The sequence below is a fragment of the Actinokineospora globicatena genome, from assembly GCF_024171945.1.
GTDB lineage: Bacteria > Actinomycetota > Actinomycetes > Mycobacteriales > Pseudonocardiaceae > Actinokineospora > Actinokineospora globicatena.
Window position 1 is genome coordinate 514,224 of sequence record NZ_JAMTCR010000006.1, and the last position, 26,243, is coordinate 540,466.

The 26,243-nt window shown below is 71.0% G+C and carries 28 protein-coding genes; 15 read left to right on the forward strand and 13 right to left on the reverse strand.

Features of this window, described 5'->3' with window-relative positions; translation table 11 throughout:
• Positions 1 to 131: 131 nt before the first annotated feature.
• Positions 132 to 983, reverse strand: a complete 852-nt coding sequence (locus LV79_RS29840) for a DUF72 domain-containing protein (protein WP_490240423.1) — start codon at positions 981 to 983, stop codon at positions 132 to 134.
• A gap of 133 nt (positions 984 to 1,116) precedes the next feature.
• Between LV79_RS29840 and LV79_RS29845 the strand changes: the two genes are divergently transcribed.
• Positions 1,117 to 2,028 (forward strand): aminoglycoside phosphotransferase family protein, encoded by a 912-nt coding sequence (locus tag LV79_RS29845; RefSeq protein ID WP_253841622.1) that lies wholly within the window; start codon positions 1,117 to 1,119, stop codon positions 2,026 to 2,028.
• Positions 2,029 to 2,297: 269 nt separating this feature from the next.
• On the opposite strand, the gene LV79_RS29850 is transcribed toward LV79_RS29845, so the two are convergent.
• The 4 genes from LV79_RS29850 to LV79_RS29865 form a co-directional block, all read right to left on the reverse strand.
• Positions 2,298 to 2,894 (reverse strand): hypothetical protein, encoded by a 597-nt coding sequence (locus tag LV79_RS29850; RefSeq protein ID WP_253841623.1) that lies wholly within the window; start codon positions 2,892 to 2,894, stop codon positions 2,298 to 2,300.
• A 9-nt stretch (positions 2,895 to 2,903) separates the two neighbouring features.
• The gene (locus LV79_RS29855; protein WP_253841624.1) at positions 2,904 to 4,055 is read right to left on the reverse strand and encodes a sensor histidine kinase; all 1,152 of its coding nucleotides are present in this window, start codon (positions 4,053 to 4,055) and stop codon (positions 2,904 to 2,906) included.
• Between the two features lie 55 nt (positions 4,056 to 4,110).
• A complete protein-coding gene (locus tag LV79_RS29860) occupies positions 4,111 to 4,767 on the reverse strand; it encodes a response regulator (protein ID WP_253841625.1) in 657 nt (218 codons plus the stop codon).
• A 130-nt stretch (positions 4,768 to 4,897) separates the two neighbouring features.
• The gene (locus LV79_RS29865) at positions 4,898 to 5,689 is read right to left on the reverse strand and encodes a helix-turn-helix domain-containing protein (RefSeq protein ID WP_253841626.1); all 792 of its coding nucleotides are present in this window, start codon (positions 5,687 to 5,689) and stop codon (positions 4,898 to 4,900) included.
• 104 nt (positions 5,690 to 5,793) lie between these two features.
• Between LV79_RS29865 and LV79_RS29870 the strand changes: the two genes are divergently transcribed.
• The 3 genes from LV79_RS29870 (at position 5,794) to LV79_RS29880 (ending at position 7,868) form a co-directional block, all read left to right on the forward strand.
• Positions 5,794 to 6,204, forward strand: a complete 411-nt coding sequence (locus tag LV79_RS29870) for a hypothetical protein (protein ID WP_253841627.1) — start codon at positions 5,794 to 5,796, stop codon at positions 6,202 to 6,204.
• 4 nt (positions 6,205 to 6,208) lie between these two features.
• Positions 6,209 to 7,108 (forward strand): LLM class flavin-dependent oxidoreductase, encoded by a 900-nt coding sequence (locus LV79_RS29875; RefSeq protein ID WP_253841628.1) that lies wholly within the window; start codon positions 6,209 to 6,211, stop codon positions 7,106 to 7,108.
• Between the two features lie 70 nt (positions 7,109 to 7,178).
• Entirely contained in the window at positions 7,179 to 7,868 is a 690-nt protein-coding gene (locus tag LV79_RS29880) for an SUKH-4 family immunity protein (protein WP_253841629.1), read from the forward strand.
• 24 nt (positions 7,869 to 7,892) lie between these two features.
• Here LV79_RS29880 and LV79_RS29885 read toward each other — a convergent pair whose 3' ends face one another.
• Positions 7,893 to 8,837, reverse strand: a complete 945-nt coding sequence (locus LV79_RS29885) for a helix-turn-helix transcriptional regulator (RefSeq protein WP_253841630.1) — start codon at positions 8,835 to 8,837, stop codon at positions 7,893 to 7,895.
• A 56-nt stretch (positions 8,838 to 8,893) separates the two neighbouring features.
• On the opposite strand from LV79_RS29885, the gene LV79_RS29890 reads away from it, so the two are divergent.
• Positions 8,894 to 10,009, forward strand: a complete 1,116-nt coding sequence (locus LV79_RS29890; RefSeq protein ID WP_253841631.1) for an epoxide hydrolase family protein — start codon at positions 8,894 to 8,896, stop codon at positions 10,007 to 10,009.
• Positions 10,010 to 10,338: 329 nt separating this feature from the next.
• Positions 10,339 to 10,914: a GNAT family N-acetyltransferase gene (locus LV79_RS29895; protein WP_285470253.1), complete on the forward strand. Its 576-nt coding sequence runs from the start codon at positions 10,339 to 10,341 to the stop codon at positions 10,912 to 10,914.
• Between the two features lie 4 nt (positions 10,915 to 10,918).
• On the opposite strand, the gene LV79_RS29900 is transcribed toward LV79_RS29895, so the two are convergent.
• The gene (locus tag LV79_RS29900; RefSeq protein ID WP_253841633.1) at positions 10,919 to 11,188 is read right to left on the reverse strand and encodes a hypothetical protein; all 270 of its coding nucleotides are present in this window, start codon (positions 11,186 to 11,188) and stop codon (positions 10,919 to 10,921) included.
• 1 nt (position 11,189) lies between these two features.
• A complete protein-coding gene (locus LV79_RS29905; protein ID WP_285470252.1) occupies positions 11,190 to 11,492 on the reverse strand; it encodes an ArsR/SmtB family transcription factor in 303 nt (100 codons plus the stop codon).
• Positions 11,493 to 11,635: 143 nt separating this feature from the next.
• On the opposite strand from LV79_RS29905, the gene LV79_RS29910 reads away from it, so the two are divergent.
• The 6 genes from LV79_RS29910 (at position 11,636) to LV79_RS29935 (ending at position 16,250) form a co-directional block, all read left to right on the forward strand.
• The gene (locus tag LV79_RS29910; RefSeq protein ID WP_253841634.1) at positions 11,636 to 12,658 is read left to right on the forward strand and encodes an MMPL family transporter; all 1,023 of its coding nucleotides are present in this window, start codon (positions 11,636 to 11,638) and stop codon (positions 12,656 to 12,658) included.
• A complete protein-coding gene (locus LV79_RS29915) occupies positions 12,649 to 13,008 on the forward strand; it encodes an MMPL family transporter (protein ID WP_253841635.1) in 360 nt (119 codons plus the stop codon). Before LV79_RS29910 ends, LV79_RS29915 begins: the two co-directional genes overlap by 10 nt.
• Positions 13,008 to 13,382, forward strand: coding sequence for an MMPL family transporter (locus tag LV79_RS29920; protein ID WP_253841636.1), 375 nt, complete (start codon positions 13,008 to 13,010; stop codon positions 13,380 to 13,382). Before LV79_RS29915 ends, LV79_RS29920 begins: the two co-directional genes overlap by 1 nt.
• Before the next feature lie 179 nt (positions 13,383 to 13,561).
• Positions 13,562 to 14,581, forward strand: a complete 1,020-nt coding sequence (locus LV79_RS29925) for a glycosyltransferase family 2 protein (protein ID WP_253841637.1) — start codon at positions 13,562 to 13,564, stop codon at positions 14,579 to 14,581.
• A complete protein-coding gene (locus tag LV79_RS29930; protein WP_253841638.1) occupies positions 14,578 to 14,991 on the forward strand; it encodes a GtrA family protein in 414 nt (137 codons plus the stop codon). The genes LV79_RS29925 and LV79_RS29930 overlap by 4 nt, the downstream gene beginning before the upstream one ends.
• Entirely contained in the window at positions 14,988 to 16,250 is a 1,263-nt protein-coding gene (locus tag LV79_RS29935; protein WP_253841639.1) for a glycosyltransferase family protein, read from the forward strand. The genes LV79_RS29930 and LV79_RS29935 overlap by 4 nt, the downstream gene beginning before the upstream one ends.
• A gap of 725 nt (positions 16,251 to 16,975) precedes the next feature.
• Here LV79_RS29935 and LV79_RS29940 read toward each other — a convergent pair.
• On the reverse strand, positions 16,976 to 17,311 hold the full coding sequence (locus LV79_RS29940; RefSeq protein WP_253841640.1) for a hypothetical protein: 336 nt from the start codon (positions 17,309 to 17,311) through the stop codon (positions 16,976 to 16,978).
• A 248-nt stretch (positions 17,312 to 17,559) separates the two neighbouring features.
• Between LV79_RS29940 and LV79_RS29945 the strand changes: the two genes are divergently transcribed.
• Positions 17,560 to 21,183, forward strand: coding sequence for an nSTAND1 domain-containing NTPase (locus LV79_RS29945; RefSeq protein ID WP_253841641.1), 3,624 nt, complete (start codon positions 17,560 to 17,562; stop codon positions 21,181 to 21,183).
• A 52-nt stretch (positions 21,184 to 21,235) separates the two neighbouring features.
• Positions 21,236 to 22,201, forward strand: a complete 966-nt coding sequence (locus LV79_RS29950; protein WP_253841642.1) for a YdcF family protein — start codon at positions 21,236 to 21,238, stop codon at positions 22,199 to 22,201.
• 6 nt (positions 22,202 to 22,207) lie between these two features.
• On the opposite strand, the gene LV79_RS29955 is transcribed toward LV79_RS29950, so the two are convergent.
• On the reverse strand, positions 22,208 to 22,432 hold the full coding sequence (locus tag LV79_RS29955) for a hypothetical protein (RefSeq protein ID WP_253841643.1): 225 nt from the start codon (positions 22,430 to 22,432) through the stop codon (positions 22,208 to 22,210).
• Positions 22,433 to 22,818: 386 nt separating this feature from the next.
• On the opposite strand from LV79_RS29955, the gene LV79_RS29960 reads away from it, so the two are divergent.
• Complete coding sequence (locus tag LV79_RS29960; RefSeq protein ID WP_253841644.1) at positions 22,819 to 23,454, forward strand: hypothetical protein; 636 nt, start codon at positions 22,819 to 22,821, stop codon at positions 23,452 to 23,454.
• Here LV79_RS29960 and der read toward each other — a convergent pair.
• The 3 genes from der to cmk are packed head-to-tail and all read right to left on the reverse strand — an operon-like array spanning position 23,408 to position 26,192.
• Entirely contained in the window at positions 23,408 to 24,838 is a 1,431-nt protein-coding gene (der, locus tag LV79_RS29965; RefSeq protein WP_253841645.1) for a ribosome biogenesis GTPase Der, read from the reverse strand. The genes LV79_RS29960 and der overlap by 47 nt on opposite strands.
• Positions 24,835 to 25,479, reverse strand: a complete 645-nt coding sequence (locus tag LV79_RS29970; RefSeq protein WP_253841646.1) for a lysophospholipid acyltransferase family protein — start codon at positions 25,477 to 25,479, stop codon at positions 24,835 to 24,837. Before LV79_RS29970 ends, der begins: the two co-directional genes overlap by 4 nt.
• Positions 25,476 to 26,192, reverse strand: coding sequence for a (d)CMP kinase (gene cmk / locus LV79_RS29975; RefSeq protein WP_253841647.1), 717 nt, complete (start codon positions 26,190 to 26,192; stop codon positions 25,476 to 25,478). The genes LV79_RS29970 and cmk overlap by 4 nt, the downstream gene beginning before the upstream one ends.
• Between the last annotated feature and the right edge of the window lie 51 nt (positions 26,193 to 26,243).

Genomic DNA, 26,243 nt, shown 5'->3' on the forward strand with positions numbered 1-26,243 from the left:
CCACGACCTCGACGACCCCGGAGAGTTATCATCCGCGGGCCGGGGAGCACCAGGCGAAAGGGCAAGACGCGCGCCGACTCGACGAGTTCGCCCCGGCCCTGTAATGCGCGCCCCCGTGAGCGCGACAACGCTCAGAACAGCGTCGCGGGCTCGATGGGGTCAGGCTCGGGCAACGCGTCCAGGCCGGGCACGAGCGCTCGCACCTCGTCGTGGAATCGGCGGGCGAGCGCAGGGGCGTCGTCGTTGTCGGGGGTGTGCAGGAAGACCGTCGGTGACCGGCCCTCGCGCAGCCACCCGGCGACCACCTCGGTCCACGGCTGCCACCCCTCGACCGTCTCCGCGACCGAGTCCCGGCCCAGGTACCGGACGACCGGCCGGTCGGTCAGCGCCCGCGTCCGCCGCGGCAGCCGGGGTTTCTTGGCCCAGGCGTCCTGTTCGGCCTCGCTGGTCGGCGGGCGCTGGAAGAAGACTGTGGTGTCGAACGGGACCCACTCGGCTTCCGCCCCGGCGAGGACTTCCTCCAGCGCCGACGTCAACGCCGCGTCGGTGAAGAAACTGGGGTGGCGCACCTCGACGGCGCGCCTGCGGTCGGCGGGGAGTCTGCGCAGGAAGCGCCCGAGGGCGTCGACCTCTGCGGGGCCGAACGAGCCGGGCAACTGGGTCCACAGGACGGCCCGTTCACCGAGGGGTTCGATCGCGTCCAGGAACGCCCGCATCTCGGTCTCGACACCGACCAACCGGCGCTCGTGCGTGACGACCTTGGGCAGCTTGACCACGAACCGGAAACCGGGATCGGTCTGCTGCGCCCAGGTCTCGACCGTCTTGCGGGCGGGGGTCGCGTAGAAGGTGGTGTTGCCCTCGACCGCGTTGCACCAGCCCGCATAGGCCCGCAGCCGCTCCTTCGCGGGTAGCGATGACGGCAGGAACCGCCCGGGCCACGTCTTGTGGGTCCACATCGCACACCCAACATGGAGGCGCACCATTCCGCCGTCAGCTCCCCTCGATCATGGGTGAAGGTATCAGGTACGGCCGAATGCTTCGCTTGCACCGGACCCGCGGACTATCATCGGGACGAGGCCGCCGGTCAACGTATTCCAATGAGGACAGTGAGTGCTCGTGAGCGATATCCCTGATCTCGGCCCGGTGCCCCAGCGGATCACCGTTGGTGTGGAGCAGGTCGAGCGGCTCTTGGCCGACCAGTTCCCGCAGTGGGCTCCTCTGCCGGTCTTGCCGGTGGCGAAGGGCGGCTGGGACAACGTGACCTTCCGCCTCGGCGACGCGATGCTGCTCCGGCTGCCCAGCGCAGGGGAATACGCGTTGGCTGTCGACAAGGAGCACGAGTGGTTGCCGGTGCTGGCCCCGTCGCTTCCTCGTCCGATCCCGGTGCCGCTCGCCAAGGGAGAGCCGGGGGAGGGGTATCCGTTCTCCTGGTCGGTCTACGAGTGGATCGAGGGCCAGCCTGCGAGCTTCGAGGCGGTGGCCGACCAGATGGGGCTCGCGCGGGACTTGGCCGACTTCATCCTGGCGTTGCGGGGCATCGACGCCTCCGCGGGGCCACAACCAGGGATCCACAACTGGTTCCGGGGTGCGACTCTGCTCACTTTCGACGGCTACGCCCGTCGTGCGCTGGCTGACCTGCGCGGTCGCATCGATGACGAGCTGGCTGTGGAGATCTGGGAGCACGCGGTCGAATCGCGCTGGGACGGCGTCGACACCTGGTTCCACGGCGACCTCGCGGAGGGCAACCTGCTGCTGGACAACGGCACCCTCCACGCCATCATCGACTTCGGCACCTGCGGGGTCGGAGACCCCGCGTGCGACCTGGCGATCGCCTGGACCCTGCTGACCCCCGAGAGCCGCGCGGCCTTCCGAGATCACCTGGCCACCGACGACACCCAGTGGTCCCGCGGCCGCGGCTGGGCACTGTGGAAAACACTGGTGTCCTACGCCAACACCACGGACGACACGACAGCCGCGAACTCCCGCCGAGTACTCAACGAGATCCTGACCGACTACACCGCCCGCTGACCGGCCGCCAGACTTGAGTACCGCTCAGGAACGGTGTTGGCCGGGCACCGGTGCGGGCTCCCGCAGTCGCCTTGCGAGCGGAACCGCAGTGTGGATGATCACCGTTCGCGCAGGGCGACTGCCGCAGGGGCGTTGATCGTTCAGCCGACCCTGGCCCCGCCACTCCGCGACCTGAGCCCGTCGATCACGCGGCCACATAGACGGGACCGTCCCGCGGGTGTCGCGGGACGGTCTCGGGGCGGGGGCGGGGGCGGGGGCGGGGGTGGCGGTCAGAGTCGTGGGCGGTCGCGGAATGCTCGGATGTAGGCGGTGCTGACCAGCAGGAGTAGGAGGGTGTAGCCGGTGCCCATGGCGTAGACCAGGGGGCCGGTGCGGACGTAGGTCACCACCAGGTGTGTCGTGTACAGGCCCACCAAGAGCCAGGGGACCACGTAGACCAAGGCGATGATGATCCGGTAGGGCCATGGCGCCAGTGTGGGGTTCACGATGTACTCGCCTGCCTTCGAGCCGACCCGGTTCCGCTTCCTCGGGTCCAGGCCGGTGTGGCTGAACAGGGCCTCCTCGACGATGAGGGCCGAGGATCCGCGCCTGCCGGTGAGGGCGACGAGCACGGTGCTGTAGAGCATGCCGACCCACAGCGGGATGGGGACGAGGCCTGCCGCCGCGCGGGGCAGTTGTGGCACCTTGTCGAGGAAGGCGACGGAGGCGGCCGCGTAGGCCAGGACGGCGCCGAGCAGGGCGATGTTGGTGTTGAGGAGCGAGACGTTCTCCGACCGCTCCGCCTGGTACATCGAGCCGAGGGCGGCGACCTCGATGGTGGCGCCCGCCTGGCCGCTGGGCACGGAGGTGTTGTGATGTCTCTTCATGGCTCTCCTTCAGGCGGATGGGTTGGCAGGCAAGAGGATCTCGACGACCGTGCCTCGGCCGGGGCCGCTGTCGATGGTCAACGCCGCCCCGACCTCGGCCAGCCGGGTGGTCATGGAGCGGCGCGGCCCGGTGTCGTCCGCGACAGTGGCCGGGTCGAAGCCGGACCCGTGGTCGGTGATGGTCACGGTCACCTCGCCGTCCGGTTCGCCGGTGGCCACGACCCAGGCGCGTGTGGTGCCCGCGTGCTTGGCCACGTTGTTCAGTGCCTCGGTGACCGCCGCCGCGATGGCATTGACCACAGTGGACGCCATCGTGCTAGGCAGTCCATCGGAGCTGTAGTGCACCTCCAGGCCATGTGCGCCTTGGAGGTAGGTGACCTCGGTCAGTCTTGAGTCCAATGTGGTCCCCTCGACACCGGGGCCGCCGTCGACCAGCACGCGCAGGAACCTGGCCTCGCGCGCACACTTGGCGCGGACCGCCTCCGGTAGGGCCGGGTGGCTGGCCAACAGCGCCAGCGTGTTGAGGACGTTGTCGTGCAGCACCTCGTACTGGCGGACCCGTTCCTCGGCCCGGGCCGTGGCCTCACGGGCCCGTAGCGCGCCCTCCGCTTCGGTGTCCGCCTGCCGGGCGGTGCCGAGCAGCTTGGCCGCGACCAGTCCGCCCGCGAAGGTGAACACCACCAACTGGCCGGTGACGCCGAGCAGCGTGCCCGCCTGGGCGACGCCGTCGCCGCGCAGTCCGGTCGCCAGGTACATCCCGCCCAGCGCCACCGCGGCACCCGCGCCCCACCGGTATCCGCCGTAGACGTGGGCCAGGACGGCCACGCCGGTCGCGGGGGCTGGTGTCCAGTTCTGCCAGGTCGCCACGGCCTCGGCCGGGAGGACGAAACCGACGAAGGCCTCCGCGGCCGTCATCACCGCGATCGCGGCGGCGATCGGGACCCAACCGACCTCCGGGCGCCGCATGACCCAGCGCAGGAGTCCCGCCGCCCAAACCAAGTACATCAGGTAGGACACGACCACGGGCATCGGTGCCAGCGACGACTCCGAACCCGACCACAGCAGCAACACGCCCCACGGCACGGCCTGCGCGATCCACAGCAGTGCGAGCGCCCGCGTGAGCCAGGTCCGGACTTGTTCTTCCACTCCACCCTTGCGCATGCGGGAAACGATGCCCGATCGAGCGCTGTCGCCGTGACGGGTGTTTCACCCCCACCTACAGGTCGGCGCCGTCCTCACGCAGGCGGTCGCGCAGCTGCGCGGCGGTGCTGTAGGGCCGGTCCGCGTCCTGGTACTTGCGCTTGACCCGCTCCAGGTAACCCTCGACGGTCTTGGTCGTCACGGTCATCCGCTCCGCGATCTCCTTCACGCGCAGGCCCCGACCACGCAGCAGCGCCGCCTCCACCTGGCGCTCGGACAGCAGCGGGCTGCCGGGACCGCGATCGCGGCTGATCGCGAACGCCAGTTCCTGGCCGAGCACGTAGCGGTTCGCGGCGATGTCGGCGACCGCCCGGACCAGGCTGTCCAGGTCGCCCTTGGCGTGGTAGTCGATCGCCCCCGCGCGGATGGCGTCGAGCTTGACGTCGCGACTGGTGTGCGCGGAGAGCAGCAACACCGCCGTCCCGTGCTGGACGAGGCGGGAGATGTTGTCGACGAACCTGGTGCCGTCGTCGAGCCGCAGGTCGAGCAGCACGAGGTCGTCGGCGGGATCGAGCGCCAGGTACTCGGTCACCGTGGCGGCCCTGTGCTCGACGCGCATCCCCGGTGCGTTGGCCGCGAACCAGCCCGCGGTGGTCTCCAGCAGCATCCGGTCGTTGTCGATGAGCCCGAGGCGGATGATCCCGTCGCTCGCCTGCTCGGGTTCCGTGATCATCCCGTACTTATACCGCGCGCAGCCCTGGGACGCGGTTGTTATGTCGCGGCACAGCCGAAGCCCACCGTGGTCGTGATCCACCCACCTCGCAGCCGCGCTTGCGGGTCGTGCTCCGAGTCTCGCCGCTCGATCATGTCGGCCGTGGCGTGGAGTTCTCAGTGCCCGTGGTGGCGAGCAGGGCCGCTGTGTGGTCGTTGGCCGGCAGGAAGGCTTCCAGGCGGAGTTCGGCGACTGTGACGTCCTGGGCGGTGGCGAAGTGGGTGAGGGTGGTGAGGAGGTGGAGTTCGCCGGTGGTGGTTCGCAGGCGTAGGGGGGCGGCGAAACCTAGGTGGGTTGGGGGGATGTGCCGGGTGGGGGCGTAGGTCGACAGCTCGGTGATCAGGGAGTCGAGTTGGGGGTCTGGGGTGCGGGCGGCCTGGGTGCGCAGCGCGTCGAGCACGTGGTGTGCCCACTCGTCGAGGTTCGTGATTCGGGGTGCCAGGCCTGAGGGGTGGAGCAGCAGGCGGGGGATGTTGACGGGGTGCGTCCGGAGTTCGGGGGCGACGTCGGCGGTCAGGGTGTGGAAGGCCGCGTTGGCCGAGACCAGGGTGCCGTGCCGGTCGACGACGATCGCCGGGTACGGGTTGTGGGCGCCGAGTACCTGTTCCACGGCGGCGCGGATCGGCGTCAGGTGGGTGTCGTCCCAGGGCGTTTCGGGGTAGGCGGGAGCGTAACCGGCGGCGAGCAGCAGGGCGTTGCGCTCGCGGAGCGGGATCTCCAGGGACTCGGCGAGGCGGATGACCATGGCGCGACCCGGGGTGGAGCGGCCGCTCTCGATGAAGCTGACGTGCCGCTGGGTGGTTCCGGCGCGCAGTGCCAGGTCGATCTGGCTGACCTTGCGGCGCAGGCGCCAGGCGCGCAGGTCGTCGGGGAGTGCGGGCACGGGTCCTGTGTAGTCGATTCGGTGCGGCTCGGCTATTCCCTGCGGGGAATTGCCGGGCGACCCTCCACACCGGCACCGTGGCGGCACGAACCCGAGGAGGAGTCATGCCCCACCCGATCGAGTTGGCCGACCGCTACGTGGCGGTGTGGAACGAACCGGACGCGGCCGCGCGCCGGGTCGCCATCGGTGAATTGTGGGCGGAGGACGGCAGGCACATCCTGCAGCCGCCCGGAGAGGTGGTGAAGGCCGCCGACGACCTGGGGCTGACCACGACCTTCGAGGCCCGCGGACACGAGGAGTTGGAGCGGCGGGTGCGGCTCGCCTACGAGGAGTTCGTGGCACCGGGCGAGTTCGCGTTCCGCCGCCGGGGCGACGTCGCGAGGCTGCGGGACGTGGTCAAGTTCTCCTGGGAGATGGTCGCCACGAACGGCGACATCGCGGGCGTCGGCACGGAGTTCCTGGTCTTGGACGGCCAGGACCGGATCGTCGCCGACTACCAGTTCATCGAGGGCTGAACCGGTGTCCCTCGGCTACCTGCTGCCCACCTCCGCCGCCGAACCGGGGTCCCTGGTGGAGCTGGGCGGGCAGGCGGAGGAGGCGGGTTTCGACACCGTCTGGGTGCCGGACAGCCCGCTGGTCTACGGCCTGCCCGACCCGCTGGCGCTCTTGTCCGCACTGGCCGCGACCACCCACCGCGTCACCCTCGCCACCGGCGTCCTGCTCGGAGCCCTGCGGCACCCGGTGCTCTTGGCGCACAGCCTCGCGACCCTGGACCGCCTGTCGTCCGGACGCCTCGTCGTGGGCCTGGGCTCCGGCTTCACCGCACCGGAAACCGAACGCCAGTTCACCGCCGCAGGAGTCCCGTTCCACGACCGCGGCATCCGCCTCACCGAGACGATCACCGTCCTGCGCACCCTGTGGTCCGGCGGCACCACCCACGAGGGCCACCACTTCACCTTTCAGGACGTCACCCTCTCCCCGAAACCCCACACCCCCACCGGCCCACCGATCTGGCTGGCAGGCGCGGGCCTCCGGGCCGAACGCCGGATCGCCGAACTGGCCGACGGCTGGCTGCCCTATCTGCCCACAGTGGACAGCTACCGCGCCGCCCTGCACCGAATCCAGGACGCCGCCGAGAAAGCGAACCGAACACCGCCGCTCCCAGCCCTCTACGCCACGGTCGCCGTCGACCGGTCCGAGGACACCGCCCACCGTCGATTGAGGACAGTCGTCGAACAGTGGTACGGCTACCCGTTCGACACGGTCTCCACCCTCCAGGCCATGTACGCGGGCACCCCGTCCGGCCTCCGGACCTGGCTGGACACCTACCGGCAAGCAGGTGCCCGACACATCTCCCTCCGCGTCGCCGACGACCACCCACAACGCGGCCTCGAAACCCTCGCTGCCGCAACCCTCTAGCCACCGGTCGTTCGCTTGTGGACATCTGGCAGGCGTCCAGTTGTCATCGCGGGGCAGTACTCTGGGTTTCGTGGACGAGGTGGAAGAGCGGCTCACCGAGGTGATGACCGCCTCGTTGGAGTCGGTAGTGGACGTTGAGCACCAGGTGCTGCCGCCTGCTCGGGTGGTTCGGGAGTGGCGGTTGCCCGAGGGTGATCTCAGCGCCTTGGCCAAGTGGGGACTTCCGCCTGTCGCGCTCGGCGTGCTCGACTTCCAGGTCGAGTCCGAGCCGGTGCTCGTACCCAACGTGGCGGGCCCTGTGGAGAGCCGCCTGATCACGCCGGAGGATCGGTTGTACCGCGTGGGTAGGTTGGGCAGTGATGACTCCAGCGCGTTCGTCGGCGCGGTCGACAACGACGGCAGGATCATGGCGATCCACGACAAACCGCTGACCGCGCAGGACATGCACCCCGACCTGCGTGAACACTACCGTGATCTGTACCGCCCCTCGGTGTACCTCATCAACTCGTCGATGGCGCACCTGGTCGAGATCAGCTGGCGCTGGCTCGCGACTCTGGACATCTTCTCATCGCTGGAATTCGCCGCTCGAGCGTCGCTTGAGGACGCTGACGAATACCTCGGGAGCGTTGACGAGTACTACGCCCGTATGGCGTCATATCAGCGGCTCGTCCTCGAGCACATCGAGAGGATCGACGACCAAGTGCGCGCTGACGACCCGGAATCGTACTGGGGTCAGACCGTGACCGACCCGGGCTGTTGATCAAGAGTCGCCTGCGAGCTCCGGTCACGCGCGGGCGTAGCGCTCGGCCAGGGCGCGCAGGAGCGGGCGTAGTTCGGGTGGGGACTCGACGGTGAAGTCCAGGCCGAGCATGCCGGAGAAGACCGCGACGGTCTCCAGGGTGTCGGCGCCGGTGACCAGGACGGAGGTCGCGGCGTCGACGGCTTCCACGACGCCGACGGCGGGGTTGATGCGGGCCAGGACGGTCTCGGCGGGGGCGTCGACGCGGAGGCGGGCGTGCACGGCCCAGCCGCTGCTGGCGACCTGGCGCATCGCGAAGGCTGTGTAGTCGCCGTCCTCGATGGGGGTCGGGGTGAAGCGGCGGTGGGTGCGCATGCGCGGGGCGAGGCGGTCGGCGCGGTAGACGTCCCAGTCGCCGGTGGTGGGGTCGCGGGCGACGAGGTACCAGCGGCGTTGCCAGGACAGCAGTCGGTAGGGCTCGACCAGGCGCGGGGTGTCGTCGTAGTCGAAGCGGAGCAGTTCGGTGCCGTGGATGGCGGTCGCGACGGCGCGCAGGACGGTCGGGTCGACCTCCGGATCGGGTGCGTCGGTGGCGGTGTTCTCTGGCGCGTGCTCGACGGCCGAGGACAGGGCCTCGACGGCGGGGCGCAGGCGCGGGGGCAGGACCTGCTCGAGCTTGGCGAGGGCCCGGGCGCTGGCCGCCTCGATACCGGCGATGCCGCGACCGGCGCGCAGCCCGATGGCCACCGCGACCGCTTCCTCGTCGTCGAGCAGCAGCGGGGGCAGCTTCCCGCCCGCGCCGAGCCGGTACCCGCCGGTGGCGCCCCGGGTGGCGTGGACGGGGTAGTCCAGGCCGCGCAGCCGTTCGATGTCGGTGCGGACGGTCCGGGTGGTGACGCCGAGGCGCTCGGCCAGCTCGGTCCCGTTCCACACCGGCCGCGACTGCAGCAGTGACAGCAGGGCGAGCAGCCGCGCCGGGGTGTCGGTCATGAAGTCCGCCTCAATTAGGAAGTAAACGTTCCTATAGGCACTCTAGCGTTGCTGTCATGACGAACACGAGCATCCGCCCCTTCCGCGTCGAGATCGCCCAGGCCGAGCTGGACGACCTGGCCGACCGCCTCGCCCGCACCCGCCTGCCGCAGCCCGCGCCCGGCGACGACTGGGCGACCGGCACCCCGAACCACTACCTGCGTGAGGCCGTCGCGGCGTGGCGGGAGTTCGACTGGCGGGCCGCGGAGGAGCGGATCAACGCGCACCCGCACTTCCGCACCGACATCGAGGGCCAGCCGATCCATTTCATCCACGTCGAGTCGCCCCGCCCGGACGCGATCCCGCTGCTGCTCCTGCACACCTACCCGGGCTCGTCGGTCGACTTCCTGGGCATGATCGACCGGCTGGTCAACCCCGCCGCGGCGGACCAGGCGTTCCACGTGGTGATCCCGGACGCGCCCGGCTTCGGCTTCTCCACCCCGGTCGCGGAATCCGGCTGGACCTCACCCCGCATCGCCCGCGCCTACGACGCCCTGATGCGCCGCCTCGGCTACGACACCTACGGCGCGCACGGCTCCGACCAGGGCGCGGTGATCGCCCGCGAGCTGGGCCTGCTCGCCCCCGAGGGCTTCCTCGGCCTGCACGTGCTGCAGCTGTTCTCCTTCCCATCCGGCGACCCGGGCGAGTTCGAGCGCCTGGAGCCGCAGGACTACGCGGGCCTAGAGCACATGCAGTGGTTCCAGAAAGTCGGCGGCTACAACACGATGAACGCGAGCCGACCCCAGACGATCGCGGCAGGCCTGAGCGACTCGCCGCTCGGGCTCCTCGCCTACAGCGAGCTGTTCAACTCCTTCGGCAACGGCACATCGCTGGTACCGCTGGAAACCGTGCTGCTGGAAGTCTCCGTCGCCTGGTTCACCAACGCCGCCGCGGGAATGACCCGCTCCTACTACGAGAACGCCGAAGCCCCCGAACCCGCGACGGTCAACACCACCCCCACCGGCGTCGCCGTCTTCGCCAACGACTTCCAGACGATCCGGACTTTCGCCGAACGCGACAACAGCGCCATCGTCCACTGGAGCCGCTTCGACCACGGCGGCCACTTTGCCGCGCTGGAAGTGCCGGAGTTGGTGGCAAGCGACATCCGCACGTTCTTCGCCGGTCTTCGCTGAGCCCTCGGGTGGTGCCAGGGCTAGCGACCTCTGGCACCACCCGAGGTTGACCCGCCAGGCAGGACGGGTGTGTCCGGGGCGATGGGGTGCCCTGATGTGACTCGGACGGCCACGCGAGGCGATCGCACCGTTGCGCCGAGCCGTGGCTGTCTGGCTCGAACTCGGTGACCGCCATTTCGAAGTGTTCGCCGGGGTGAACCTGGGCAACTGCCTGGAAGATCTCGAGGGTGCCGCGACCGCTCGTCGACGCACCGGCGACGGGGAATCGCCTGGTTGATCACGGCCGGTGGAGAGTGGGAGTGGGACCCCTTCGTTGTAGGGTTGTTGGTGTGCTTGGGAGTCGGCTTCGGTTGGATGCGGTTTCGGTGGGGCACGTCGACGCGTTGCTCGAGGCCGCGAGTGGGGATCGGGCGTCGTTCGCGTTCACGATCGTGCCTGGGGATCGGGCGGCGATGGTCGCGTATGTCGAGCAAGCGCTTGCCGAGCAGGCGGCGGGGCGCGGGCAGGCCTATGTGGCGGTCGATCTCGCGGACGGGCGGGTGATCGGGTCGAGTCGGTTCATGAACCAGCAGCGGTGGGTGGAGCCGGACGTGCTGGTCGCGGAGATCGGGTACACCTGGCTCACCGCCGAGGCCCAGGGGAGTGGCGCCAACGCCGAGATGAAGTCGCTGATGTTGACGCACGCCTTCGAGGACCTGGGGATGGCGAGGGTGTCGTTCATGACCGACGCGCGCAATGCCCGCAGCCGGGCCGCCCTGCACAAGCTCGGCGCGCGGTTCGAAGGCGTCCGCCGCGCGCACATGCCCGCTTTCGACGGCGGGATCCGCGACTCGGCCTTCTTCTCGATCCTCGCCGATGAATGGCCGCAGGTGCGGGCCGGTCTGCGGGAACGCTTGGCGCGGTAGCGCGCTATTCGACCTCGCGCAGGACGTGTTCCACTGACGTGAGGCGGGATTGCAGGTCGGTGAGCTGGGAGCGGGCCTCGACCAAGTCCCTCTCCAGCTTCTCCTGGGTGCTGACGGCGCGGTGGGCCAACTGCTGGTAGGCCGCCTCGCGGGCGATGTCGGCCTTGGCGCGGACGGACGCGGCGACCTGCCAGATGGTCACCGTCATCACGCACGTGAGCAGGACGAAGATGCCGACGACACCGGCGACCTCCTGCCAGGCGCGGATTCCCATGTCAGTCGTCCTCTCCGGCCGCCCGTGCGGCGGTCAGCGTCGCGGCGGCCTCGGCGATGCTGCCGGGGGTGAGGGTGAAGGCGAGCGGGGTGACCTCGTAGAACTTCATGGCCTTGCCGTCCGCCGAGAGTTCCAGCCGCGACTCGACCAGGCCCGCTGCCTCGAGCTTGCGCAGGTGGACCTGGAGCAGTGCCCGGCTGATGCCCAGGTCCCGCGCCAACTCGCTGACGTAGGCGCGCTTGTCGAGCAGGGTCGCGATCACCCGCATCCGGTGCGGGTTGGCCAGCGTCGCCAGCACCCGCACCAGGTCATCCCCCGATGGCGCCGCCAGGTGGCCGAGCGGATGGCGAGCTGGTCGGCCCGGTACCGCGCGTCGGCGATCCTCGGGCGGTTGGGGTTCGTCGTGTTGGCGCTGGTGGCGGGCCGCTGGAGCGGTTCGAGCAGCACGTGAAGACCGCGACGGAGGTGGTGGACGCCGTGGCGGCCGAACACCCGGGGATCCGGGTCGCGCAGGCCGGTGACCGCACCCTGACCTCCGCCGTGGACGCCGCGGTGAAGGCCGACTTGCACCGCTCACACCTGCTGTCGCTGCCGTTCGTGCTGACCATCCTGCTTGTCGTGTTCGGATCCCTGGTGGCCGCGGGCATCCCGGTTCTGCTGACGATCACCGGCATCGCGGGCGCGCTGAGCCTGGTGGCAGTGGTCGGCAAGGTCATCTCGATCAACAGCGCGGTGTCGGCGCTGATCCTCTTGGTGGGCGTAGCGGTCGGCATCGACTACTCACTGTTCTACCCGCGCCGCTACCGCGAGGAACGGCACGGCGGCAGCGATGTCGCGACTGCGCTACGCGCTACTGCCCGTACTTCTGGCCACGTGGTGCTGTTCTCCGGCGCGACAGTGATCCTGTGCTTGTCCGGCTTGCTGTTCACCGGGCTCGGCGTGTTCATCGGCGCCACGATCGGCCTGGCGCTCGTCGTCGGCATGGCGATGATCGCCTCGGTCACGGTGCTCCCGGCCGTGCTCGCCTCGGTGCGCGACCGCGTGGACAAGGGCCGGATCCCTTGGCTGGGAAGGAGTCGAACGGCGGCGCGAGAGTCGCGGTTCTGGACGGCCGTCGCGCTAAAGGTGGCCAAGCGACCTGCGGTGTGGGGTGGTCTCGGGGTGCTCGTGCTGCTGTTGATCGCGGCGCCCGCGCTGGGCATGCGGTTGCAGGACGCGGCATCGGTCGACAGCCTGCCGCGCGATGTGCCCACTGTGGACTCGGCGATCCGGATGGGTGAGGCGTTCCCCGGTGTTCCGGTGCCCGCCCAGGTCGTCGTGTGGCGGCCGGATGGCACGCCTGTAGACACAACCGAGGTGCGCACCGCGATCAACGGGCTGCACGGTCGGATCGCGGCGAGCGACGGGTTGCTCGCCGAGCCGTTCACCGTCGACCGGTCGGCGACGCTCTCGTCATCCGGTTGCCGATAGCCGGGTCGAGCACGGACCGGGACTCCATCCGCGCGCTGGAACTGCTGCGCACCAAGGTGATCCCGGAGACCATCGGACGGCTTGACGGCGTCGACGCGGCCGTGACCGGCAAGACGGCGATGGCGGCCGACTTCGCTGAGAAGCTGCGCGACAACACCTGGGTGGTGTTCGCCTTCGTCCTCGTGGTGTCGTTGCTGTTGCTGCTGATCGTGTTCCGCTCCCCGGCGATCCCGGTGCTGTCGATCCTGCTCAACCTGCTGTCCATCGGCTCGGCCTACGGGGTGGTCACCTGGGTGTTCCAGGCGGGCAACCTCAGCGGCGCGCTCGGGTTCACCTCCTACGGCGGGTGATGACCTGGCTGCCGCTGTTCATGTTCGTCGTCCTGTTCGGACTGAGCACGGACTACCACATCTTCGTCCTCAGCCGGATCCGCGAGCGGTGGCTGGCGGGCACGAGCGCGCGGGACGCGGTGGTGAGCGGTATCGGTCACAGCGCGGGCGTGGTGTCCAGCGCCGCGGTGATCATGGTGGTGGTCTTCTCCGTGTTCGTCACGCTGACCTCGGTCGAGAACAAGATGCTCGGAGTCGGCCTCGCGGTCGCCGTGGCCATCGACGCCACGGTCGTGCGCGGCGTCCTGCTCCCGGCGGCGCTGACCCTGCTCGGTGAACGGGCGTGGGGCAGGCGCGCCGGTGCGGGAATCACGAGAAGGACCCCGCGCCCGTGAGGTGACCACGGCGGCGGTGCACGGTTGGCGGAACCAGGGTTCACGCTGCTGAGGGACGTAGTCTGTGGTACCAGCGGGTTGGACTCACGCTCCGTATGCGTATAGTCCTGGCGTAATGCTGGGGGGCGCGCACTATGGGGTGAGTTGCGTCCCGAGCCACTACGCAAAGGACCGGTGTGGTGACCGACGACCCGAGAGCCGACGGCAGGCGGACGATCACGTACGTGTTCCCGATCTACAACGAGGCCGGGAACATCGATCTGTTGCACCGCACGGTGACTGAGGTCACCAACGCGCTCACCGACCGTTACGACGTCACGTTCATCTACGTCGACGACGGCAGCAAGGACGACTCGCTGGCGCACCTGCACGCGGTGGCCGACGCCGACCCGCGGGTGACGGTGATCGAGCTGGCGCGCAACTTCGGCCACCAGATGGCGGTCACCGCCGGGCTGGACGCCGCGGACGCCGACGCCGTGATCATCATGGACAGCGACATGCAGGACCCGCCCCGGGTCAGCCTGGAGCTGGTGGAGAAGTGGGAGCAGGGCTACGAGGTCGTCTACGCCCAGCGCCGCTCCCGGCAGGACTCGCCGTTCAAGAAGTTCACCGCGAGCGCGTTCTACTGGTTCCTGCGCAAGGTCGCCTCGATCGACATCCCGCCCAACACCGGTGACTTCCGGCTGGTCGACCGCAAGGTGGTCGACGAGCTGCGCCGCTTCCGCGAGCGCGACCGCTTCCTGCGCGGCCTGGTCAGCTCGATCGGCTTCCGCCAGACCGGCGTGCTCTTCGACCGCGACGAGCGGCACGCGGGCGTCACCGGCTACCCGCTGAGCAAGATGCTGCGCTTCGCCGCCGACGGCATCCTCGGCTTCTCCGTCGCCCCGCTGCGGCTGATCAGCCGGATGGGCTACCTGATCTCGTTCCTGAGCTTCCTCGGCATCCTCTACGTCGCGGGCGTGAAGCTGTTCGCGCCGGAGACCGCGGTGCCGGGCTGGGCGTTCATCACCGTCGGCATGTTCTTCCTCGGCGGCATCCAGATCAGCATGCTCGGCGTGCTGGGCAGCTACATCGGCCGCACGTACGCGCAGTCGCAGGGCCGCCCGCTCTACACGGTCAACTCGGTGCGCACCGGCCTGCGCGGACCGGTGCGCACCCGGCTGCCGGAGAACCTGGTCCACGGAAGCTACGTGCCGTGAGAGCGGGGCTCGCCACCAAGCTGCGGTTCGGCCTGGTCGGCATCGTGAACACGCTCATCGACCTGGTCGGCTACACCCTGCTGACGCTCGCAGGCGCGCCGCTGCTGGTGGCGAACACGGTGTCCACCTCGGCCGGGATGCTGTGCAGCTTCACCCTGAACCGCTCGTTCACCTTCCGCGCCACCTCGGGGGACGCCCGCGCCCAGGCGCTGCTGTTCTTCCTGGTCACCGCGTTCGGCCTGTGGGTCGTGCAGCCCATCGTCATCACCCTGGTCTCCGGCCCGTTCGACGGCGCCCCCGCGCTCGTCGCCACCGCCGGGCCCAAGCTCGTGGCCCTGGTGTTCGGCCTGGCCTGGAACTACGTCCTGTACAGCAGGGTCGTCTTCAGATCGAAGGAAGCAACTCCATGACCGACGTGACGACCGCCCCGTCGCAGGCCGCCGCGCCGACCACCGAACCCGAGCGGGCCCCGTCGCGGCTGCGCGCGTTCGCCGCCTCGGACTGGGCCCGCACACTGGTCATCGTGCTCGCCTGGCACGCCGTGCTCACCGCCGTGGCGATCCTGTTCCAGGGCACGATCCCGCTCAGCGAGGGGTACCCGACCAGGCTGCTGGGCCCCGAGCCCAGCCTGCTGTCGCACACCACCCGGTGGGACGGCGAGGCGTACTACATGATCCTGCACGGCGCCTACAGCGACCCGGCGACGGCGTGGTCACCGGCGTTCTACCCGTTCTTCCCGTTCTGCGTGTGGCTGGTCCAGACCATCACGTTCGGCAAGGTCGGCTTCCTGGCCGCGGGCATGCTGGTCAACCTGGTCGCCTCCTGGCTCGCGGTCACCGCGCTGCTCAAGATCGCCCGGCACTTCCTGGCAGGCGAGCGCGGCGCGTGGCTGGTGGTCGCCGCGTACCTCACCGCCCCCACCGCGTTCTTCCTGCACGTCTTCTACACCGAGGCGGTCTTCTGCGCCCTGGGCTTCTGGGCGTTCCTGTTCGCCCTGCGCAGGCAGTGGGTGTGGATGGGCCTGGTCCTGATGCCGCTCACCGCCACCCGCATCACCGCCGTCCTCTTCGTCGGCCTGTGCTTCCTGGAGTTCTGGCGCTCCCGCGACTGGCGGCTGCGCGGACTGCTCTCGTGGCACCTGCTGTGGTTCCCGGCGTCCCTGGCGGGCTTCGCCGCGTACACGGTGCTGCTGAAGATCATGACCGGCGACCCGCTGGCGATGTTCCACGCCTACGAGCACGCGAAGTCCTGGGCGTACCACGTCACGAACCCGAACTTCATCGGCACGTTCCTCGACGAGGTGGGCATCTCCTGGGACGCCCTGGCGACCCGGATGCCGACCAACTGGCAGCTGCTGTCCCACGTCCTGCCGGTCGTGGGCCTCGTCGTGCTCGCGGCCTGCTCGGTGTACCTGTTCGTCGCCCTGCGCAAGGACGGCCTGCCCCTGGCCCTGTTCGGCCTGGCCAGCTTCGCGATGTTCACCTTCAACAGCAACGTGGTGTCCGTCCACCGCTACCTGCTGCCGTGCGTGGTCATCTACATCGCACTCGTCCTCGCCGCCCAACGCCACCGCGTACTCAGGCCCGCCCTGCACATCTACCTCTACGCCACCACAGTCGTCCAGGCGATGATCTACCTCCTGTTCGTAGCGGGCTACTGGGCAGGCTGACCCCTGCGACCCCACGCCCGGAAGCCGCGCCGGTCGCAGGCGTCAGCTGGACTCCTGCCTTTCGCGCCTCGGCCACCGCTCGCCCGAGCTGCGCCACCCCCGCCCGGCCACCGCTCGCCCGACCACCGGTCCGCCCGAGCTGCCGTGACCGCGCCCGGCCACCGGTCTGCCCGGGCTGCGGCGACCGCGCCCGACCACCGTTCGACCTGAGTTGTCCACAACCCCTCTGTCCATCCACAGGCCAGCCGCGCCCCTCTTGACAAACCGCCGTTTTCGCTAGGCTCGAACGTGGGACCTCAGACCCCGGGAGGGTGGGCCCCACCACGCGAGTTGATCATGGCCGGGCGGGCCGTCGGCGGGGCTGGGTGGGGCTGGGCGGAGGTCACGATCCGCTCACGGGCCTCGGCGCGACACCCGGCGGCCTCGGTGCGGCACCCAGTGGTTGGCGGCCACGGTGGGCCCGTCGTGCCCAAGCACGGCCGCTGTGGTCCGTGCTGAAGCGGTTTGCCGCCGCTGCTCAGGCCGGAGCTCAGCCCTGCCGCTGCCCGAGGCGTGGCTTGACCACGTCGCCCAAGGCGGGGCGCTTGGTCCCGATGCTGCCTGAGTCGGAACGCACGACCCCGCCGCGCCACGGGATGACGTAGGCCTCAGCTTCCAGCAGGCCAAGCCCGGCGGTGTAGGCCGAAGGGCGACCCGCGCCCGAGTGGGCGCGGGTCGCCGGGGGGCTAGCGGGCGCAGCGCCAGGAGTAGGCGTTGCGCGCGTCGAGCAGGACGGAGAACGCGTTGGCGCTGTACTGCCTGCGGCAGGCGTCGTTCATGTCCACGCCGTAGTCGATGCCGGTGTAGGGCGAGTGGCAGCGCCAGGAGTACGCGTTGCCCGGGTCGAGCAGGCGGGCCTGCAGCGGGCGCCACTCCTGCACCGCGCACTGGCGGCTCACGTCGATGCCGCCGATGATGGTGGCCGCCGAGGCCGGGGCGGCGGTGGCGACCGCGATGCCGCCCAAGCCGACCGTGGCCGCCGCGACGAGCGCGGCGCGGGCCGTTCGCTTCCCGAGTCCCATGTCTTCTCCCTGCGTTGGCGGGCAACGGTTTCGCCCGGTGCCACCAGCAGACCGCCGGGTGGCCGGTCGCGGAACCCCGCCGGGGGACTCCCGGACAAGCCCGGACGGCCCAGCCGGTCGCGGACCCGGTGACACGCTCCGTGTGCTCGTACCCGATCCGCGCCGGTCATTCAGGTTGTCCGGACGGTTCCGGACGCACAGCGCCCCCGCGCCCCGCATCATCTGGACAGCCGAGGGAAAGGGGCGCGGTGACCGATCCCGACGACATCGAGGACGCGGCGAGCTTCGGGGCCGCACTGACCGAATTGCGCGACCGCGCGGGTTTGACGGTGCGGCAGGTGGCGGCGAAGGCAGGTCTGCCCCGCACCACAGCGGGCGACTACTTCTCCGGGAAAGCCGTGCCCAGCAACGCTTCCGCCGCCGCGCTGCCCGCGATCCTGCGGTGCTGCGGAATCTCCGACGCCGGACTGCTCGACGCGTGGGAGCGGGCGCGCGTCCGGGTCCGCCGGGTTCCCGGACCGGCCCCGCTCGACGTCCCCGCCCCGTACCGGGGGCTCGCGCCGTTCCGCATGGAGGACGCCGAGTGGTACCACGGCCGGGCCGACCTGGTCGCGGCGACGGTCGACGCGGTGCGCGGCGCGCTGGGCTCGGGGAGTCCGCTGGTGGTGGTCGGGCCGTCCGGCGCGGGCAAGTCGTCCCTGGTCCGAGCGGGGGTCATGCCCGCGCTGGCCGACTGGGACCAGCGGCTGACCACACCCGGTGGGCACCCCCTGCCCCGCCCCGGGACCGGTCCGATGCTCGTCGTGGTCGACCAGGCCGAGGAGCTGTTCACCGTCGCGGAGCAGGCGGACTACCTCGACGCCGTCGCCGAGTTGGCCGCCGCGGACTCGGTGGTCGTCGTGCTGGTGCTGCGGTCGGACTTCTACGAGACCGCGCTGCGCCACCCCGTGCTCGCCGAGGCGTTGGGCCGCCGGACCGTCGTGGTCGGACCGCTGTCGGACGAGGGGCTGCGGGAGGCGATCCTGCTGCCTGCGCGCACCGCCCGGCTCACCGTGGAGGACGGCCTGGTCGAGGTGCTGCTGCGCGACTTCCGGCCCGCGGAGACCGGGTCGCTGCCGCTGCTGTCGCACGCGCTGCTGGCCACCTGGCACAGCGGCAACCGGCGCGCCCTCACCATCGCCGCCTACCAGGCGACCGGCGGGGTCGCGCACGCTGTCGAACAGTCCGCCGAGGCTGTCTACGCCGCGTTGGACGACGAGCGGCGGCACGCGGCGCGGACCCTGTTCCTGCGCCTGGTGCACCACGCGGACGCCGGACCCGCGACCCGGCGCACCGTCGCGCGCGCCGAACTGCCCGACCGCGCGGCGGAGGTGCTCGACGACTTCGTCGGGCAGCGCCTGATCACCGTCGACGGCGACCGGGTGCACATCAGCCACGAGGTCCTGGTGCTCGCCTGGTCCCGGTTGCAAGGCTGGCTCGACGCCGACCGCGAGTCCCTGCGCCTGCAGCGTGGCTTGCGCGCGGCGGCGGCCGGATGGGTCGACAGCGGCCGGGATCCGGGAGGTCTCCACCGGGGCGCGGTGCTGGCGGCGGCGCGAGAGGCCGTGGACGTGACCGAGCTCAACGCCGTCGAGCGGGAGTTCCTCGCCGCGAGCACTGCCGAGCAGGACTCGATCCGGCTGGCCGAGCGCCGACGGGTGCGGGTGCTGCGCCGGTGGGTCGCCTGCCTGGTGGTGATGAGCCTGGTCGCCCTGGGTCTGGTGGTGCTGGTGCTCCGGCAGCGCGCGGACGCCCTCGCCGAACGTGACCTGGCCATCTCCCGGCAGATGGCGCTGCGAGCCGCGGACCTGCGAGCGACCGACCCCGCTCCGGCCGCCCGGCTGGCGTTGGCCGCGTACCGGATCGCGCCGACGGCGGAGGCCCGGTCCGCCTTGCTGACCGCGGCGGCGGGACCGGTGGTCGGGCGGGTCCGCGCATCGCCGGGCACCTTGGCGGCCGCGACCAACGGCACTGGAGAAGTGTTAGTCACCGGCGACATCGCCGGGTTCGTGCGGGTGTGGCGGGTCGGCGACGGCGGGCACCTCCGGCTCGTGGGCGAGCCCGTGGCGGTGTCCGCGGTGGGCATCTTCGCGGTGGCGGTCGACCCGGGCGGGCGGTTCGCCGCGATCACCGGAGCCGACCGGCGGGTGCACCTGCTCGACCTCGCCGACCCGGCACGACCGGTGCCCGACGCGTTCGCTGACCTGGGCGGAACCGGCTTCGCGCTCGAGTTCTCCGCCGATGGCGGCTCGCTCGCGGTGGCGGGCAAGAGCGGCGTCAGGGTGTGGCGACGGGACGCCGCGCCGGTGGTTCTGACGGAGGACGCGGACTTCAAGGCGGTCGCGTTCCACCCCGACGGTCGGACAGTGGTCGCGGGAAGCGCCGATCGCACGGTGCGCGGGTGGCGGGACGGGGTCGAGTTCGGCGCGGAGTTCCCCCGGCTGGGTGCCGCGGTCAACGGTCTGACCTTCAGCCGGGACGGCGCGCGACTCGCGGTGGCGACCGGTGACCGGATCCCGACGCTGTGGGACACCACCGATCTGACCCGTCCGGTCCGCCTGCCGGACCCGGTCACCGGGTTCACCGGCCCGGTTTACGCGGTCCGCATCTCCGCCGACGGCTGTGGTCTGGCCGCGAGCGGCAGCGACGGCACGGTCCGGCTGGCCGACCTGTGCGCGGGCAGGCCAGCCGTCGTGCTGCCGCACCCGTCACCGGTGACCGAGGCGCTCTACCTGCCGGACGGTCGGGTGGTCAGCGCGGCGGCGGACGGGCACGTCCGGCTGTGGTCACCGCCCGGGGCCGTGATCACCGGGACGCCGGGCCCGGTGGCGGCGCTCGCGTTCGACCAGGCGGGCGCGCTCATGGTCTCGGCGGGTGACGTGGGTGTGTCCGACGGCGGCGTCCGGTGGTGGGACGTCCGTGACCTGGCGCGACCGGTGGCAGGCGGTCCGATCGTGGGCGAACCGGGCCCCACCATGCCGACAGGGGTTTCCGCGCTCAGCCCGGATGGCCGGTTGCTCGCCGTGGCCCGGGCGGATGGCGTGAGCGAGGTGTGGGCGGGGGACACCCCGATCGGGCCGCCGCTGCGCGGCACCGAGGGAACCGTGGAGTCGATGGCCTTCACGCCGGACTCGCGCACGTTGGCCATCGCGGGGGAGGACCACAAGATCCACCTGTGGGACCTGCGCACCCCGTCGCGGCCCCGGCTGTCCGCGGTGCTGACGGGGCCTGCGAACATCGTGCTCGCCGTGGCGGTGAGTCCCGACGGCACCCGGCTCGCGGCGGGCAGCGTGGACAACCAGGTCTACCTGTGGGACATCGCCGATCCGGAGAAACCTGTTCTCCGCCAACGGATCTCGGGGCACACCGACTACGTGTACGGGGTCGCGTTCGGTCTGGGCGGGCGGGTTCTCGCGACCGGAGGCGCGGACAAGACCGTCCGCCTGTGGGACGTCAGCGGTGACCAGGTCGCGCCGATCGGTGACCCGCTGACCGGGCCGGACAACCGGGTGTACTCGCTCGCCTTCGTCGGGTCCGTGCTGGCCGCGGCGAGCACGGACAAGACCGTGCGGATCTGGACCGTGGCCGATCCGGCGAAACCGGTGCCGTTCGCCACGTTGCCCACGTCGGCGGCGGTCTACGCGGTCGCCATCAGCGCAGACGGGCGGACGGTCGCGGCGGGCGGGGCGGGCAAGGAGGTCCGGTTGTGGGAGTTGGACTCCGATGCCGCGGGTCGCCGGGTCTGCGCCAGCGCCGACGTCGGGATGACCGAGGCGGAGTGGGCCCGGCTGATCCCTGATCTTGGCTACCGGGACCCGTGTGACGGCCGGTGAGGTCCATTGCGGACTGTTAGGGTGCTGGGCAGTCGGGGGTTGATGGAGGGTCATGGGTTTCGCGGTGCTCGCGGTGGTGGCGTTGGGGGTTTTCGGGTATCGCGTGTGGCGGGAGCCTCGGCGGCTGGGGAACGCGGTGTGGCTCGGGGTGGCGGGGGTGCTCGCCGGGTTGTGGTTGGTGGTGGGGCTTTCCGATGACGTGGTGATCGTCGGGTTCGTGGTGGTGGGTGGGGTTGTCGCGCTGGTGTTGCCCGCGGCGCTGATCGCCAATGGTGTGCTGATGGTGCGGCGGGAAGGTCGCACCCTGGGGAACCTGTTGTCGCTGCTGGCGGGTCTGGCGATGGTGGGGCTCGGCGGGGTGACGGCGGCCGTGCTCGGGTTCGACAGCTCGCGGTGGTTGGTCGCGGCGGTGGGGTCGCTGGTGTTCGTGGCGGGGTACCTGGCGTTCCTGTTCGGCGCGCTGCTCGTGTACTCCGTGCTGTACGGCCGGATCGGGCGGGACAGGCGGGCGGACGCGATCATCGTGCTCGGCGCCGGCCTCAACGGGTCCAGCGTGCCGCCGCTGCTCGCGCACCGCCTCGACCGCGCGGTGCAATGCCTCCAGGAGGACGCGGTCCTGGTGGTCTCCGGCGGCCAGGGCACCGACGAGGACCTCTCCGAGGCCGAGGCGATGGCCCGCTACCTGCGCGACCAAGGCGTGCCCGACGAGCGGATCCTGGTGGAGGACAAGGCGACCACCACCGAGGAGAACCTGCGCAACAGCATGGCCCTGCTCGCCGACACCCCGGGCACCGTTCTCGCGGTCACCAACAACTACCACGTCTTCCGGACCGCGGTCCTGGCCCGCCGCCTCCGCCTGCCCCTCGACGTCGTCGGCGCCCACACCGCGCCCTACTTCGTCCCCAGCGCCTTCCTCCGCGAGTTCGTCGCCCTGCTCGCCCAGTACCGCCGCACCAACGCCGCCCTCATCGTCCTGCTGGCCGCGCTTCCCTTTGTTCTCACGGCTCTGGCAGGCTGACCTCCGCTACTCGGGCTTGGTCTCCGCCACCGGATCCACGGTGTCGCAGCGCTTGTCATCGCGCTGAGTCCTGAAGTACGCACACGCGTGCGGGGCGCCGACCGGGGTGCGGAGTTGGACGTGGGTGAACAGCGAGCCCGGGACACCCGGGTCGAACCGCCGCTCGACCAGCTCCGTGGCGCCCGCCTCGGCTGGGAGGTGCTGGAGCCGGACCGGGATCTCGACGGCCACCCGACCGTCGAGATCCGTCCGGCAGGCCCCACCACCTGCCGCTCGTCGATGGTGAAGTGCCGGTCGATCAGATCCACTGGACGCTGTCCGCGGTGATGACGTGGGCGACGTCCTGGATGGACAGGGCTGTCTGTGGTGCCGCCGGGATGGATGGCGTTGACCGAACTTCTGGCAGGGAGTACCGCGACGAGGGTGGTTCCGTTTGCTCGACAAAGGCGGGCCGCGTGCCGGGAACGGCTATTCCGGTCGCCACCAGCGCGGGAACGGCGGCGTAAGCGGGGATGTGGCCTGTTCTTGGACATTCCCGGGCGTGCGGTGTCGAAGGTGCTGTGTGGACTGGACCACACGGGGCCTGCTCCCGCGAGGCCGGGGGCGATCATGGTGCCGTGCTGAGGGTGATTCGGGTTCTGCTGGTGGGGTTGGTGCTGCCCTTGGGCGCCCTGGCGGCTGTCGGGGGCGGGGCGTTGTTGATGGGGGAGGGGCGCTGGGGTTGGGGGATCGCGGCGTTTGTGGGGGCTGTGGTGGTCGGGGTGGTGGCGTTGTGGGGGATCTTCACGATGTTCGTCCCCGGGGCCGGGGAGGAAGCCGCGGGGATCGGGTGGGTCTCGGGGTTCGTGCTCGTGTTCGCCGCGGTGTTCGTGGGCGGTATCGGGGTGCCGGGGTGGATGACCCTGGCGGGGGCCGAGGCGGTGCGGTGCGAGGTCGTGAGCGTGGACGACGGGGTGTGGGAGGACGGGGTGGACGGCAAGTACGTCACCTACAGCCACGTCCTCGCCTGCCCCGGCGGCTACCCGGCGACCTACCACGTCAACGAGCAGTACGTGGGCACGGTGGACCTGCTCGTCGACCCTGACCGCGAGGTCGCGCCCGAGGACCTCAGAGCGGCCGAGTTCATGGCCGCACTGGGAAGCTGGGGTGGCCTACCCCTTGCTGGGCTTCTAGTGCTGCTCAGCACGGGTAGGGCCATCTACTGGTTCAGGACTTCCGGGCCTTCTTCTCGCGTACCCGCACCGAGATCCTGACAGGGCTACCGGTGAAGCCGAACTGCTCGCGCAGCTTGCGCTCGATGAAGCGGCGGTAGCCCGCCTCGAGGAAGCCGCTGGTGAACAGCACGAAGGTCGGCGGGCGGGTCTGGGCCTGGGTGGCGAACAGGACCTTGGGCTGCTTGCCGCCGCGGACCGGGGGCGGGGTGGCGGCGATGAGGTCCGAGAGCCAGGAGTTGAGCTGGCCGGTGGACACGCGCTGGTCCCACGACTCCAGGGCGGTGCGCAGCGCCGGGGCCAGCTTGCGCACCGAGCGGCCGGTCAGCGCGGAGACGTTGATCTTCTCCGCCCACGGCACCCGGACCAGGCCCCGGTCGAGCTCGCGCTCGAGCTGGTGGCGGCGGTCCTCGTCGACCAGGTCCCACTTGTTGAACGCCAGCACGCACGCCCGGCCGGTCTCGACCACCATCGACAGCACCCGCAGGTCCTGCTCGGCGATGGGCTCGGCCGCGTCGAGCAGCACGATCGCCACCTCGGCCGACTCGATGGCCGCCTTGGTGCGTAGCGACGCGTAGTACTCGGTGCCGCTGGCGAAGTTGACCCGCTTGCGCAGGCCCGCGGTGTCCACGAAGCGCCAGATCTGGTCGTCGAGCTCCACCAGGGAGTCGACCGGGTCGACGGTGGTGCCCGCGACGGAGTCGACGACCGCGCGGTTCTCCCCGGTCAGCCGGTTGAGCAGGCTCGACTTGCCCACGTTCGGCTTGCCGACCAGCGCGACCCGGCGCGGGCCGCCGCGGATGCCGAAGGTCTCCTTCGGGGTCTCCGGCAGCGCCCGCAGGATCGCGTCCAGCAGGTCGCCGGAGTTGCGGCCGTGCAGCGCGCTCACCGGGAACGGCTCGCCGAGGCCCAGCGACCACAGGGCGGCGGTGTCGGCCATGAGGCGCTCGTCGTCCACCTTGTTCGCGACCAGGATCACCGGCTGCTTGGACCTACGCAGCACCTTCGCGACAGCCTCATCGGTGGAGGTAGCGCCAACGGTGGCGTCGACCACGACCAGCACGGCGTCCGCGTTCGCCATCGCGTACTCGGCCTGCGCGGCGATAGCCCTGGGCAGACCGTCTAGACCGGGCTCCCAGCCGCCTGTGTCGAGCACCGTGAACCGGCGCCCGTTCCACAGCGCGTCGTAGGCGACCCGGTCCCGGGTCACACCCGGGATGTCCTGCACCACGGCCTCGCGGCGACCCAGGATGCGGTTCACCAGTGTCGACTTGCCCACGTTGGGCCTACCGACCACGGCGAGTACCGGTTGCGCTACCGCGCCGCCTGCGTCGTCCTCGTCGAAGGAGTCGACCTCGGCCCATTCGGACTCGTCGGACCAGGTCCCGTCCAGGGCGTCCTCGTAGGTCCCATCAAGCTCTGTCATGACCCCGTCTTCCGTACGACATCGAGTTCTCGGACCAGACCCGCCAAGCGGGCCCGGATCTCTTCGGTGGCCGAGACCAGCCCGGCGCGACCCTTGCCGACGGTGAGCTCGAACGGCTCGCCCACAAGGACGTCCACCGGTGGGCGAAACCGCCGCCCACCGCCCTCCGGCCTGCGGGTACCCCGCGTGGCGACCGGTAGCACTACCGCACCCGAGGAGCGCACCAGCCACGCGGCGCCCTGCTCGGCCGCGTTGACGTCACCCGCGCCGCGGGAGCCCTCGGGGAAGATCCCGACGACCCCACCGGCCCGCAGGACCCCCACCGCCGTGGTCAGCGGTGTCCGGTCCGGTGCGCCGCGGCGCACCGGGATCTGCCCGATCGCGCGCAGCCCGCGGCCGACGAGACCGCGGAACAACTCGCCCTTGACCAGGAACACCGACCGCCTCGGCAGCATTCCGAAGATCAGCTGCGGTTCGAGCATGGAGCTGTGGTTGGCCACCACCACGACCGGTCCGGTGCGCGGCACGCGCTCGCGCCCGGTGATCCGCAGGCGCAGCCCCGGCCGGAACACGTAGCGGCCGATCAGCCTGCACAGGTCGTGCAGCCAGGGTACCGACCCGTCGGGGAGCTGGGACGTCACCGGGGCGCCGCCGTGCTCAGGTCGCGGTCGTCGACCAGGTCGAGCAGGTGCGCCAGCACGCCGTCGACGTCGAGGTCGGTGGTGTCCACCTCGACGGCGTCGACCGCGGGGCGCAGCGGGGAGGCGGCCCTGGTGGAGTCCAGCCGGTCCCGGCGTTCGACGTCGGCCAGCGTGGCGTCCACAGTGGAGTCGCGACCGGCGGCGGCGTCCTGCGCGGTGCGCCGGGCGGCGCGGGCGTCGGCCGAGGCGGTCAGGTACACCTTGAGCGCGGCGTCGGGCACCACGACGGTGCCGATGTCGCGGCCCTCGACGACGATACCGCCGAGCCTGCCGCGCGCCTCGCTGATGATCCGGCGCTGGGCGGCCACCAGCAGCTCGCGCACCTTCGGCACGGCCGACACCGCCGACACCGCGCCGGTGACCTCGGGGCCGCGGATCTCGGCCGCGACGTCCTCGTCGCCGAGCCGCACGTCGGCGGCTGTCGGGTCGGTGCCGATGCGCAGGTCGGCCCCCTCCGCGCAGCGCAGCACCGCGGCGCCGTCCTCCTGGTCGACCCCCGCGCGCAGCACCGCCAGCGTCACCGCCCGGTACATGGCGCCCGTGTCCAGGTAGGCGGCGCCCAGCGCGACCGCGAGCCTGCGCGCGACGGTGGACTTGCCGGTGCCAGACGGGCCGTCCAACGCGACGACGCCCCGCAGCTCACCCTGTCCCACCACGTGCTCCTCTGCTCACCCAGCCCGACCCGTTGGCGCACCATTCTGCCT

Excerpts from the sequence above, each read along its gene's own strand:
- LV79_RS29840 (WP_490240423.1), bottom strand. The coding sequence starts at position 983 with ATGGTGCGCCTCCATGTTGGGTGTGCGATGTGGACCCACAAGACGTGG.
- LV79_RS29850 (WP_253841623.1), bottom strand. The coding sequence starts at position 2,894 with ATGAAGAGACATCACAACACCTCCGTGCCCAGCGGCCAGGCGGGCGCC.
- LV79_RS29855 (WP_253841624.1), bottom strand. The coding sequence starts at position 4,055 with ATGCGCAAGGGTGGAGTGGAAGAACAAGTCCGGACCTGGCTCACGCGG.
- LV79_RS29860 (WP_253841625.1), bottom strand. The coding sequence starts at position 4,767 with ATGATCACGGAACCCGAGCAGGCGAGCGACGGGATCATCCGCCTCGGG.
- LV79_RS29870 (WP_253841627.1), top strand. The coding sequence starts at position 5,794 with ATGCCCCACCCGATCGAGTTGGCCGACCGCTACGTGGCGGTGTGGAAC.
- LV79_RS29885 (WP_253841630.1), bottom strand. The coding sequence starts at position 8,837 with ATGACCGACACCCCGGCGCGGCTGCTCGCCCTGCTGTCACTGCTGCAG.
- LV79_RS29890 (WP_253841631.1), top strand. The coding sequence starts at position 8,894 with ATGACGAACACGAGCATCCGCCCCTTCCGCGTCGAGATCGCCCAGGCC.
- LV79_RS29900 (WP_253841633.1), bottom strand. The coding sequence starts at position 11,188 with ATGGGAATCCGCGCCTGGCAGGAGGTCGCCGGTGTCGTCGGCATCTTC.
- LV79_RS29920 (WP_253841636.1), top strand. The coding sequence starts at position 13,008 with ATGACCTGGCTGCCGCTGTTCATGTTCGTCGTCCTGTTCGGACTGAGC.
- LV79_RS29935 (WP_253841639.1), top strand. The coding sequence starts at position 14,988 with ATGACCGACGTGACGACCGCCCCGTCGCAGGCCGCCGCGCCGACCACC.
- LV79_RS29940 (WP_253841640.1), bottom strand. The coding sequence starts at position 17,311 with ATGGGACTCGGGAAGCGAACGGCCCGCGCCGCGCTCGTCGCGGCGGCC.
- LV79_RS29950 (WP_253841642.1), top strand. The coding sequence starts at position 21,236 with ATGGGTTTCGCGGTGCTCGCGGTGGTGGCGTTGGGGGTTTTCGGGTAT.
- der (WP_253841645.1), bottom strand. The coding sequence starts at position 24,838 with ATGACAGAGCTTGATGGGACCTACGAGGACGCCCTGGACGGGACCTGG.